We start from the raw sequence: 11,346 nt of genomic DNA, 5'->3' as shown, positions 1-11,346 counted from the left end.
ACCGCCCCGTGCGCGCGGGCCGCGGCGGTCATCCGGTCGCGGACCGGCTCCGGCTCGGTGAGCGCGTACGCGGCGGCCACCGAGACGGGCGCGGGCAGCTCGCCCCGTACGGCGGTGAGCGTGGACAGCACCCGCGCCCGCAGTTCCGCGCCGCGCTCGGTCGCCGGGAACCGGGCCACCGCGGCGGGCCAGCCGGCCGGGGTGAAGGCGCCCGCGAGATCGGTGAGCACGACCACGTCCTCGGGTGCCATCTCGGCGGGGCTCAGCAGCACCGTGCCGTGCGGGTGGTGCACCGTGTCCCGCCACGTCTCGTCGCTCACGATCAGCAGCCCCTCGGCCACCGCCGCCTCGCACACCTCGTGCAGCAGCTCGGGCGGGGCCACGGTGCCGGTCGGGTCGTCGGCGACGGACAGCAGCAGGATGCGCGGCACCCCGCCCTCGGCCCGCACCCGGCGCACGGTCTCCAGCAGCGCGAACGGATCGGGCAGCCCGCCGCACTCGGCCGGTACGGGGGCGTGGTGGCCGCGCCGGTCCACCAGCCGCACCAGCGGCTCGTACCAGGCGGCGCAAGGGCGGGGCAGCAGGACGTCGCCGCCGGGGGCCGAGGCGAGCAGCGCGAGCAGCAGCGGCTCGGCGCCGGGGGCGGCCACGGTGTGCTCGGGGGCGGTCCACAGCCCGCGCCGCGACCAGTACGCGCAGGCGGCCGTGCGCAGGTCGGCGGAGCCGCCGACCGGCTCCGGCGCGACCCGGTCCGCGGCCGCCGCGAAGCACGCGGCCAGCTCCGGGAGGACCGGCAGCCCGCCGTCCTCCCGGTCGGCCGGGGCCGGTGCGGTCCACTGCCGTTGCATTCGCCCACACCTTTCGTGTGTGTGCACGTGTGTGTGCGCACGTGTGCCGACGCTGTCCACCTTCGCAGATCCGCGGTGGCGGCGGCGCGGGGCGACACCCCGCGATGATCACGAGGAACCGATCACGAGGAACCGGTCACGAGGAGGCGGTCAGGAGGAGCCGTCCTGGTCCAGGGCGATCAGATTGCGCTCCAGGCCGCGGCCGCGGGTCCGTACGACCGTCTCGGCCAGATCCACCAGCTTCCGGTTCGTCCGCTGCGAGGTCCGGCGCAGCAGGTCGAAGGCGCGCTCGGCGTCGCACCCCAGCACGTACATCACGATCCCGCACGCCTGGTCCACCACGGGACGCGACCGCAGCGCGGCGTCCAGCTGGTCCACCTGGGCGAGGGCGTCGCGGTAGAGGCGGTCCCGGGCCAGGCTCTCCGTCGCGAGGTCGCCGAGCAGCTCGGTGGTGCCCTGGGCCGCCTTCTCCAGGGGTCCGGGCCGCAGGCCGTAAACGGAGATCGTGACCGTCAGCCCGTCGCATTCGAACGGCAGCGTCGCGCTGGACCGCACCCCCGCGTCCAGCGCCCGCGCCCGGAACTGCGGCCAGCGCACATCGTGCAGCAGATCGTCGGCGCCCGCCGGGCGTCCGGTGTCCAGGGCCGACAGGATCGGCCCCTCACCCGACAGCATCTGCACCGACACCAGCGCCGACAGATCGGGATGGGTGGCGGCGGTCGTCCGGTCGTCGTCCGCGCCGCCGACGGGCGCGTCCTGGGGAAGGAGCGCCGTGGCGGTGGCCCCGCAGCTGGCCGGAGTGCACGAGGCGGCCTGTTCCGCCAGCTCCGCGAGGCCCCGGCCGAGCGACGGGGCTTCGGTCTGGCACTGCGGACGGCTGTACGCGCGTTCGGGCATCGCCGACTCCGGTCCTTTCCTTCGGTAGAAATCGCAGAGGTCCTATTCGGTCGGCTTCCCGCTGCCTTGCGCGGAAAACAACACCGGGCGGGTGCTCCGCAGCCGGTCCGGCTACCGTATGCGCATGTCCCGGGCGCAGGATTTTGGTGCGGAACTCACGGATTTCCGCAGACGTGTCGAAGAATTGCGAACGGCGAGGGCGCTGCCCTCGCAGGAGCGGCTGTCCCTGCTGGACGCCGCTCTTTTCGAGCTTCAGCACGTCGTCGACGTGTTGTGGCCGCGGTACGAGGAGCTGACCGCGGCCAGCCGGGTCTCCCCGGGCGGCCGGGCCGACCCGCATGAGCAGCAGCTGCTGCGCGCCCTGTTCCAGCGGCTGCCGATTCCCGTCGTTTTGCTGGACCGGGAGTCCGTCGTACGGCGTATGAACTTCGCCGCGACCCAGCTGTTCAACACCCGCGCCGGGTACGCCACCGGCCGCCCTCTGGCCTCGTCGCTGCGCCGGGACGGGCAGGCGGCGCTGCGGTCGCAGGTCGCGGCCGTGGCGCGCGGGGAGGGCGGCCGCAGCCTGACCGTGCACCTGTCGCAGCCGGGGCCGGACGGCACCCTGCGGGTGACGCTGGCGGCCCTGCGCCCGCCGGGTGAGCCGCAGGCGGCGGTGCTGGCCGCCTTCCAGCCGGACCGCGGCGTCCCGGTGGCCGCCTCCTCGGCCCCGCTCCCGCCGCCGAGGGCCGCCGGGAAGGACGGGAGGAAGAGCGGGAGGGACGGGAAGGACGTCGTGGACGGGGTGCTCGCACAGCCGGACCTGGCCGAGGTGACGCGCCACGCCGAGCTGCTGGATCTGGTCGACGACATGGCGACGGCGCTGTTGCGGGTCACCCTCGCGGGCGGCGGGCCGGAGGAGGTGCTCGGGCGGGCGGCGGAGCTGCTGCACGGCCGGTTCGCGGACTGGGTGATCGCCGACCTGGCCGAGGACGGCACCGGCACACCGCGCCGGATGGTCACGCTCGGCCCGCCGGAGGCGGCCGGTGAGCGGACCGCTTCGCTGGCCGAACAGGACCCGGCGGGCTGCCCGCTGGTNGCCGGATGGTCACGCTCGGCCCGCCGGAGGCGGCCGGTGAGCGGACCGCTTCGCTGGCCGAACAGGACCCGGCGGGCTGCCCGCTGGTGGCCGACGCGCTGGACGACGGGGTGTCGGCCCTGCGGGTGAGCCCGCCCGACGCGAACGCCTTCGGCCGGGACGCCACGGGCGCGCCCGTGCTCGTCCGGGAGGAGGTCACCTCGCTGCTCTGCATCCCGCTGCGGGTCTCGCCCACGTCCCCGGTCCTCGGGGCGCTCACGCTGTTCCGTACGGGCGGGCGGATCGCCTTCGAGATGGCGGAGGCGGGGGCGGCGGACCGCGTCTCCCGCCACATCGCCCTGGCCCTCAGCCGCCCCCGGGTCCGGGAGGCCGACGCCTAGGGGGTGGCCGCGACGACGCCTAGGGAGTGGCCGCGTCGACTTCCTCGCCCAGGCGCTCGCAGGTGCGGCTGATCAGCCGGGAGACATGCATCTGGGAGATGCCCATCCGGTCGGCGATGCGGCCCTGCGTCTCGTCGCAGAAGAACCGCAGGTACAGGATGCGCCGTTCGCGTTCGGGCAGGGCGGCCAGGCACGGCTTGAGCGCCTCGCGCTGGACGACGCGGTCGTAGGAGGGTTCCGGCGAGCCGAGGGTGTCGACGAGCGCGTATCCGTCGTCGGCGCCCCGCAGTTCGGCGTCCAGGGACAGCGTGCTGTAGCTCTCCAGCGCCTCCATGCCGGACCGGACGTCCTCCTCGCTCAGCCCGGTGTGCTCGGCGACGTCGGCGACGCCGGGGGTGCGGCCGTCCGGGGAGCGGGTCAGCTCCTGGACCGCCGTACGGACCCGGTTGCGCAGCTCCTGGACCCGGCGCGGGACGTGGAGGCCCCACAGGTGGTCCCGGAAGTGCCGCTTGACCTCGCCGACCACGGTCGGCACGGCGTAGCTCTCGAAGGCCGTGCCGCGGTCCGGGTCGTACCGGTTGACGGCCTTGACCAGGCCGAGCATGGCGACCTGCCGCAGATCCTCGGCGGACTCGCCGCGGTTGCGGAACTGCCCGGCCAGCCGCTCGGCCATCGGCATCCAGGCGCGGACGACGTCCTGGCGCAGGGCTTCCTTCGACGGGCCCTCCGGCAGGGAGGCGATGCGGCGGAACTCGGCGGTGGTGTCGGGGGCGTCGTGGTGCGCATGCCGACGCTGCCGGTGATGTGCCTGCCCGGGGCGTGTCTGCCGGTGATGTGCCTGCTGGGTGTGTGTTTGCCGGGGGTGTGTCTGCCGGGGGTGCGCTCGTACGGCTGTCATGCGCCCGTGCCTCCCTTGGGCTATGGTGTGTCACCGTGGGAGCAAATCGGACAAATGTGGCGACCACTGAGGACACGCCTGTCGCAGCCGGGCTGCTCCCATGGCGTGCCTCCGGTCCGAAGCACTAAGGGGCGCGTGCCCGTCCGAGACCCTGCCAAACAAGATTTCCTCCCGTGTTTTCTTCCCTTCGCGCCGGTTACCCGTGGCACCGCATCCGCGCTCGTCGAGGAGGGTCCGATGACCGAGTACGGCTACTTCCTGGCCGCCGAGGAACACGGTCCCGCCGAGCTGATCGAGCAGGCGCGGATGGCGGAACAGGCGGGGTTCACCTCGCTGTGGATCTCCGACCACTACCACCCCTGGAACGAGGCACAGGGCCAGAGTTCCTTCGTCTGGTCGGTGATCGGCGCCCTGGCCCAGGCCACCTCGCTGCCCGTGCAGACCGCCGTCACCTGCCCCACGTTCCGCATCCACCCCGCCGTCGTCGCCCAGGCGGCGGCCACCAGCGCGGTGCTGCTGGAGGGCCGGTTCCGGCTGGGCGTGGGCAGCGGTGAGGCCCTCAACGAGCATGTGCTGGGCGACCGCTGGCCCCCGGCCCCGGTCCGGCTGGAGATGCTGGAAGAGGCCGTGATGGTGATGCGCCAGCTGTTCGAGGGGCGCCGGGTCAACCACCACGGCAAGCACTACACGGTGGAGAACGCCCGGCTGTTCACGGTCCCCGACGAGCCGGTGCCCATCGACATCGCCGCGTTCGGGGCGGCCGCCTGCGCGCTGGCCGGGCGGGTCGGCGACGGCTTCATCACCATGGCCCCCGACGCGGAGCTGGTGGAGCGGTTCCGGCGCGGCAGCGGCGCGAGCGGCAACCACAAGCCCGTACGCGGCGGTCTGAAGGTGTGCTTCGGCCCGGACGCCGACGAGGCGCTGCGCACCGCGCACCGGCTGTGGGCGGTCGAGTCGCTGCCCGGCCAGCTGCTGACGACGCTGCCCACCCCGGCCCACTTCGAGCAGGCCTCCGACCTCATCACGCCCGAGCGGACGGCGCGCAAGGTCATCTGCGGCGACGACATCGACGCCCATATCGGCGCGCTGTCCGCGTACGCCGAGGCCGGGTTCGACACCGTCTACGTCAACCAGATCGGGCCCGACCAGCGCGGCTTCTTCGACTTCTACCGCACCAAGGTGCTGCCGCAGCTGGCTGGTTGAGCCCTGCCCTGCCCCGTCCAGCCCCTGACCATCCCCTGCCTCGTGAGCAATTCCGAGCACCCCACAGGAGTGAGTGACCGACTATGACCACCAAAGTCGCCGACTATGTCCTCGCCCGGCTGCGCGAGTGGGGCGTCGACCATGTCTACGGATACCCGGGCGACGGCATCAACGGGCTGCTCGCCGCCTGGGGACGGGCGGAGAACGAACCCCGGTTCATCCAGGCCCGGCACGAGGAGATGGCCGCGTTCCAGGCCGTCGGCTACGCCAAGTTCAGCGGACGGCTCGGCGTGTGCGCCGCGACCTCCGGACCGGGCGCCATCCACCTGCTGAACGGGCTGTACGACGCCAAGCTGGACCACGTCCCGGTGGTGGCGCTGGTCGGCCAGACCCACCGCAGCGCGATGGGCGGCTCGTACCAGCAGGAAGTCGACCTGCACAGCCTGTACAAGGACGTCGCCTCCGACTTCCTGGAGACCGTGACCGTCCCCGAGCAGCTGCCGAACGTCCTGGACCGGGCCATCCGCACCGCCTACGCCCGGCGCGCCCCCACCGCCGTGATCATCCCGGCGGACGTCCAGGAGCTGGACTACACCCCGCCCACCCACGAGTTCAAGATGGTGCCCTCCAGCCTGGACCGCAGCGGCTGGTCCGCGGTGCCCTCCAGCAGCGCGCTGGAACGCGCCGCCGAGGTGCTGAACGCGGGCGAACGGGTCGCCATCCTGGTCGGCCAGGGCGCCGCCGGGGCGCGCGCCGAGGTGCGGCAGGTGGCCGACACGCTCGGCGCGGGCATCGCCAAGGCGCTGCTCGGGCTGGACGTGCTGAGCGACGACCTGCCGTACGTCACCGGGCCCATCGGGCTGCTGGGCACCCGCCCCTCGTACGAGCTGATGCGCGACTGCGACACCCTGCTGACAATCGGCTCCAGCTTCCCGTACACCCAGTTCCTGCCGGAGTTCGGCAAGGTCCGCGGGGTGCAGATCGACCTCGACCCGCACATGATCGGGATGCGCTACCCGTACGAGGTCAACCTGGTCGGCGACGCCCGCGAGACCCTGCTGCGGCTGCTGCCGATGCTGCGCCGCAAGGAGTCCCGCGACTGGCAGGACGAGGTCATGGCGGGCGTACGGCGCTGGGACGAGGTGATGGAGCAGCGCGCCGAGGTGTCGGCCGACCCCATCAACCCCGAGTACGTGGCCCACTGCCTGAACCCGCTGCTCCCCGACGACGCGATCCTCACCTGCGACTCCGGCTCCGTGGCCAACTGGTACGCCCGCCATGTGCGGATGCGCGGCCGGATGCGCGGCTCGCTGTCCGGCACCCTGGCCACCATGGGCAGCGGCGTGCCGTACGCGATCGGCGCCAAGTTCGCCCAGCCGGACCGGCCCGTGGTGGCGCTCGTCGGGGACGGCGCGATGCAGATGAACGGCATGGCGGAGCTGATCACCGCGGCCAAGTACCGCCACGCGTGGGACGATCCGCGGCTGATCATCGGCGTCTGGAACAACCAGGACCTCAACCAGGTGACCTGGGAGATGCGGGCGATGGGCGGCGCGCCCCAGTTCCTGCCCTCGCAGGAGCTCCCGGACGTCTCCGCGGCGCGGTTCGCCGAATCGCTCGGCCTGAAGGGCATCCGGGTGGAGAAGCCCGAGCAGGTCGAGCAGGCGTGGCGCGAGGCGTTGAGCGCGGACCGCCCGGTGTGCGTCGAGTTCCTGACCGACCCGGCCGTGCCGCCGATCCCGCCGCACGCGACCTGGGAGCAGATGGAGGCCACGCTCGAATCCATGGTCAAGGGCGACGCGGACCGCACCGGCATGGTGCGCCAGGGGCTGAAGGCGAAGGTGCAGGAGTTCCTGCCGCACCGGTCGCACCGGTCCCACGGCCAGGGCAAGAAGGCCGACGGCGACGCCACATGAGCCCGGGTGCGTCGTGAAGATCGAGCGGCTGGACGTCACGGCCTACACGGTGCCGACCGACGCCCCCGAGGCGGACGCCACCCTCGCCTGGGAGGACACCACCATCGTGGTGGTCGAGGCGCGCAGCGGAACGACCACCGGCCTCGGCTGGACGTACGCACCGGCCGACGCCGGGTCGGTGGTCTGCGACCTGCTGCGCGCCCATGTCCTGGGCCGCTCCCCCCTGGACATCGCGGGGACGAACGAGACCATGGGCCGCGCCGTGCGCAACGCGGGCCGTCCCGGGCTGGTGTCCTGCGCGATCTCCGCGGTGGACATCGCGCTGTGGGACCTCAAGGCGCGGCTGCTGGAGCTGCCGCTGACGCAGCTGATCGGCGCGGTGTACGAGACCGTGCCGGTCTACGGCTCCGGCGGCTTCATCACGTACCACGACACCCATCTGGCCACCCAGCTGACCGGCTGGGTGCACGGCCAGGGCATCGAACGCGTCAAGATCAAGATCGGTGAGGCCTGGGGCCGGGCCGTCGAACGCGACCTCGCCCGGGTGCGCCACGCACGCGACGCGATCGGCCCGCACGCCGAGCTGTACGTGGACGCCAACGGCGCCTACAACCGCAAGCAGGCGGTGCGCATCGGCCACGCGCTCGCCGAGAGCGGGGTGGGCTGGTTCGAGGAGCCGGTCTCCTCCGACGACCTGGACGGCCTGCGGGTCGTCCGCGACCTGGTGGTCTGCGACGTCGCGGCGGGCGAGTACGGCTACATGCTGCCCGCCTTCGCGCGGCTGGCGCCGGTCGTGGACTGCCTCCAGGCCGACGCCACCCGCTGCGGCGGGCTCACCGTCTGGCTGCGCGCCGCCGCCCTCGCCGAGGCCATGGGGCTGGAGATCTCCGCGCACTGCGCACCGCACGCCCATGCGCACGCGGCCGCGTGCGTGCCGAACCTGCGGCACATCGAATGGTTCCACGACCATGCGCGGCTCGAGTCCACCCTGTTCACCGGCGCCCTCGACCCCACCGGCGGCTCGGTACGGCCCGGGGCGGGCGGCGCACCGGGACACGGCATGTCCTTCCACCACGAGACGGCGACGCCGTACCGGGTGCTGTGACGTGCCGTGCGCGGTTTCGACGCCGCCCTGCTGGCTACCCGCCGGGCGGACGGCGGACGCCGTACGGATGACACATGCCCTACGGATGACCCGGAAAGGACGTGAAGAGCATGAAGGTCGCCTTCCTCGTCGCCCCCGAAGGCGTGGAGCAGGTCGAACTCACCGATCCCTGGCAGGCGGTCCGCGACGCCGGCGGCACGCCCCGACTGGTGTCCACCGCATCCGGCCGCATCCAGGCGTTCCACCACCTCGACAAGGCGGACACCTTCGAGGTCGACCAGACGGTGAAGGACGCGACGGTGGAGGAGTACGACGCCCTCGTGCTGCCCGGCGGCGTCGCCAACCCCGACCTGCTGCGCCTGGACAAGCGGGCCGTCGCCTTCGTCAAGGGCTTCGTCGACGCGGGCAAGCCCGTCGCCGCCATCTGCCACGCGCCCTGGACGCTGGTCGAGGCCGACGTCGTACGCGGCCGCACCCTCACCTCGTGGCCCAGCCTGCGCACCGACATCACCAACGCGGGCGGCGTCTGGGTGGACGAGCAGGTCAAGGTCTGCGAGGGCGGCCGGGGCGCCCTGATCACCAGCCGTAAGCCGGACGACCTCAAGGCCTTCGACGAGGCCTTCCTGGAGGAGTTCGCGAAGGCCGCGGGTCCGGCGGGCTCGGCGCGGAAGGGAGCGGCGTGATGACCGAACAACCGGACCGCAAGGAGCGGCAGCGGGAAACGCACCTGGCCCCCGACCCCGCCGAGGGACCGCTGACCACCGACCAGGGGGTGGCGGTCGACCACACCGACGACTCCCTCACGGCGGGCGAGCGCGGCCCCACGCTGATGGAGGACTTCCACTTCCGCGAGAAGCTCATGCACTTCGACCATGAGCGGATCCCGGAGCGGGTGGTGCACGCGCGCGGCGCGGGCGCGTACGGGTACTTCGAACCGTACGAGTCCTGCGCGGAGTTCACCAAGGCCGCCTTCCTCCAGGACCCGTCCGTGCGCACCCCCGTCTTCGTACGGTTCTCCACCGTGCAGGGGCCGCGCGGCTCGGCCGACACGGTGCGCGACGTCCGCGGGTTCGCCACCAAGTTCTACACCTCGGAGGGGAACTACGACCTGGTCGGCAACAACATGCCGGTCTTCTTCATCCAGGACGGCATCAAGTTCCCCGACTTCGTGCACGCGGTGAAACCCGAACCGCAGAACGACATCCCGACCGGCGCCTCCGCGCACGACACCCTGTGGGACTTCGTCTCCCTCCAGCCCGAGACCATGCACATGATGATGTGGCTGATGTCGGACCGGGCTATTCCGCGCAGCTACCGGATGATGCAGGGCTTCGGCGTGCACACCTTCCGCTTCGTGAACGCGAACGGCAAGGGCACCTTCGTGAAGTTCCACTGGAAGCCCAAGCTCGGCGTGCACTCCCTGGTGTGGGACGAGGCCCAGGAGTGCCAGGGCCGGGACCCCGACTTCAACCGGCGCGACCTGTGGGACGCCATCGAGGCGGGCGAGTACCCGGAGTGGGAGCTGGGCGTCCAACTGGTCCCGGAAGAGGACGAGTTCAACTTCGACTTCGACCTGCTCGACGCCACGAAGCTCATCCCGGAGGAGCAGGTGCCCGTCCGGCCCATCGGCCGCATGGTCCTGGACCGCAACCCGCACAACTTCTTCGCCGAGACCGAACAGGTGGCCTTCCACACCGCCAACGTCGTCCCCGGCATCGACTTCACCAACGACCCGCTGCTCCAGGCCCGCAACTTCTCCTACCTGGACACCCAGCTGATCCGGCTCGGCGGCCCCAACTTCGCCCACATCCCGGTCAACCAGCCCGTCGCCCCCGTACGCACCAACCACCGCGACGGCTACCACCAGACCGCGATCCACACCGGCACCAACTACTCCCCCAACTCCCTCGGCGGCGGCTGCCCCGCCATCGCCGGAGCGGACGGCTACGCCTACACCCACTACGCCGAACGCGTCGACGGCGACAAGATCCGCAAGCGCAGCCCCAGCTTCAAGGACTTCTACAGCCAGGCCGCCATGTTCTGGAACAGCATGAGCGACTGGGAGCGCAAGCACATCGTCGACGCCTTCCGCTTCGAGCTGGGCAAGGTCGGCACGGTGCAGGTGCGGGAGCGTACGGTCAACGAGCTGGCGCACATCGACTACGGCCTGGCCACCGCGGTCGCCGAGGGCATCGGCGTCGCCAACCCCGAGCCGGGCCCCGACAACCACAAACCCGTCGCCTCCCCCGCCCTCAGCCTGGACAACCTGGGCGGCGACCACTCCATCCGCACCCGCACCGTCGCGGTGCTCGTCACGGACGGCGTGGACGCCGAACAGCTCACCCAGGCGCAGCAGGCGCTCAGCGCCGAGGGCGCCGTCGTCGAAGCGCTCGCCGCCCACGACGGCAAGGTGCGCGGCAGCGACGGCAACGGCTACGCGGTCGACCGCGCCCTGCCGACCGTCGCCTCCGTCCTGTACGACGCCGTCCTGCTGCCCGGCGGTCCCCCCGGCACCCCCGACCTGGCCTCCGACGAAGCCGCCATGCGGTTCATCCGCGACGCCTACCGGCACGGCAAGCCGATCGGTGCCCTGGGCTCCGGCGTCGGCCTCCTCGCCTCCCTCGCCCCCGACGGCCTGCACCTCTCGGCCGGCCACCACCAGGTCTGCTCCGACCGGGGCGTGGTCACCGACACGACGACGGGCGCGGCGAGCGAGGAGTTCACCCGGGCCTTCACCGAAGCGATAGCCGCCCACCGCCACTGGACCCGCCCCGGACCCCGCCTCTGACCCCGACCCCAGCCGAACGCCACACCCCGGGTACGGGGTGTGGCGTTCGCTCGGCCGGGGGGGCGCTGGGGGGCCATTCCCCTATCCCGCCCCTTCCCGAAACCCGGGCTCCGCCCCGGACCCCGCCAGCCGCTTGCCGGACGGCCGCGCCGACGGCCGGCACTCGGCCGGAGGACGCCGGCCCGCGGGGGTGCCAGGACCAGGGACGGCCACGGCCCGGCCGGCCCCGGGGC

Annotated in this window: 10 protein-coding genes; 7 read left to right on the top strand and 3 right to left on the bottom strand. The window is 72.6% G+C overall.

Annotation, left to right across the window (positions count from 1 at the left end; translation table 11 throughout):
• On the bottom strand, positions 1 to 848 hold an 848-nt coding region (locus tag EEJ42_RS00805; protein WP_123098113.1), incomplete at its 3' end, for an aminotransferase class I/II-fold pyridoxal phosphate-dependent enzyme.
• Positions 849 to 998: 150 nt separating this feature from the next.
• Complete coding sequence (locus EEJ42_RS00800; protein WP_123098112.1) at positions 999 to 1,745, bottom strand: ANTAR domain-containing response regulator; 747 nt, start codon at positions 1,743 to 1,745, stop codon at positions 999 to 1,001.
• Between the two features lie 118 nt (positions 1,746 to 1,863).
• Here EEJ42_RS00800 and EEJ42_RS00795 point away from each other — a divergent pair, with 118 nt between their 5' ends.
• Complete coding sequence (locus EEJ42_RS00795; protein WP_425472833.1) at positions 1,864 to 2,952, top strand: PAS domain-containing protein; 1,089 nt, start codon at positions 1,864 to 1,866, stop codon at positions 2,950 to 2,952.
• Complete coding sequence (locus tag EEJ42_RS52165) at positions 2,910 to 3,203, top strand: hypothetical protein (protein ID WP_246095938.1); 294 nt, start codon at positions 2,910 to 2,912, stop codon at positions 3,201 to 3,203. Before EEJ42_RS00795 ends, EEJ42_RS52165 begins: the two co-directional genes overlap by 43 nt.
• Positions 3,204 to 3,222: 19 nt before the next feature.
• On the opposite strand, the gene EEJ42_RS00790 is transcribed toward EEJ42_RS52165, so the two are convergent.
• Positions 3,223 to 4,101 (bottom strand): SigB/SigF/SigG family RNA polymerase sigma factor, encoded by an 879-nt coding sequence (locus tag EEJ42_RS00790; protein WP_123098111.1) that lies wholly within the window; start codon positions 4,099 to 4,101, stop codon positions 3,223 to 3,225.
• 237 nt (positions 4,102 to 4,338) lie between these two features.
• Between EEJ42_RS00790 and EEJ42_RS00785 the strand changes: the two genes are divergently transcribed.
• From EEJ42_RS00785 to EEJ42_RS00765, 5 genes are all read left to right on the top strand, one after another.
• Positions 4,339 to 5,304 carry a TIGR03557 family F420-dependent LLM class oxidoreductase gene (locus EEJ42_RS00785; RefSeq protein WP_123098110.1) on the top strand — a complete coding sequence of 322 codons (966 nt, stop codon included), beginning with the start codon at positions 4,339 to 4,341 and terminating at the stop codon, positions 5,302 to 5,304.
• Between the two features lie 83 nt (positions 5,305 to 5,387).
• The gene (locus EEJ42_RS00780; protein WP_123098109.1) at positions 5,388 to 7,220 is read left to right on the top strand and encodes a thiamine pyrophosphate-requiring protein; all 1,833 of its coding nucleotides are present in this window, start codon (positions 5,388 to 5,390) and stop codon (positions 7,218 to 7,220) included.
• A gap of 13 nt (positions 7,221 to 7,233) precedes the next feature.
• Positions 7,234 to 8,325, top strand: a complete 1,092-nt coding sequence (locus EEJ42_RS00775) for an enolase C-terminal domain-like protein (RefSeq protein ID WP_123098108.1) — start codon at positions 7,234 to 7,236, stop codon at positions 8,323 to 8,325.
• A 110-nt stretch (positions 8,326 to 8,435) separates the two neighbouring features.
• A complete protein-coding gene (locus EEJ42_RS00770; protein WP_123098107.1) occupies positions 8,436 to 9,008 on the top strand; it encodes a type 1 glutamine amidotransferase domain-containing protein in 573 nt (190 codons plus the stop codon).
• Positions 9,008 to 11,113 (top strand): catalase, encoded by a 2,106-nt coding sequence (locus tag EEJ42_RS00765; RefSeq protein WP_123098106.1) that lies wholly within the window; start codon positions 9,008 to 9,010, stop codon positions 11,111 to 11,113. Before EEJ42_RS00770 ends, EEJ42_RS00765 begins: the two co-directional genes overlap by 1 nt.
• The last annotated feature ends 233 nt before the right edge of the window (positions 11,114 to 11,346 follow it).

It is taken from the genome of Streptomyces botrytidirepellens (genome assembly GCF_003721215.1).
GTDB classification, from domain to species: domain Bacteria; phylum Actinomycetota; class Actinomycetes; order Streptomycetales; family Streptomycetaceae; genus Streptomyces; species Streptomyces himastatinicus.
Note: the sequence above shows the minus strand (reverse complement) of the source record. Positions and strands in the feature narration are given on the sequence as shown.

Bases quoted from the DNA above. Each gene is read 5' to 3' on its own strand.
- EEJ42_RS00800 (WP_123098112.1), bottom strand. From the start codon at position 1,745: ATGCCCGAACGCGCGTACAGCCGTCCGCAGTGCCAGACCGAAGCCCCG.
- EEJ42_RS00790 (WP_123098111.1), bottom strand. From the start codon at position 4,101: ATGACAGCCGTACGAGCGCACCCCCGGCAGACACACCCCCGGCAAACA.
- EEJ42_RS00785 (WP_123098110.1), top strand. From the start codon at position 4,339: ATGACCGAGTACGGCTACTTCCTGGCCGCCGAGGAACACGGTCCCGCC.
- EEJ42_RS00780 (WP_123098109.1), top strand. From the start codon at position 5,388: ATGACCACCAAAGTCGCCGACTATGTCCTCGCCCGGCTGCGCGAGTGG.
- EEJ42_RS00770 (WP_123098107.1), top strand. From the start codon at position 8,436: ATGAAGGTCGCCTTCCTCGTCGCCCCCGAAGGCGTGGAGCAGGTCGAA.
- EEJ42_RS00765 (WP_123098106.1), top strand. From the start codon at position 9,008: ATGACCGAACAACCGGACCGCAAGGAGCGGCAGCGGGAAACGCACCTG.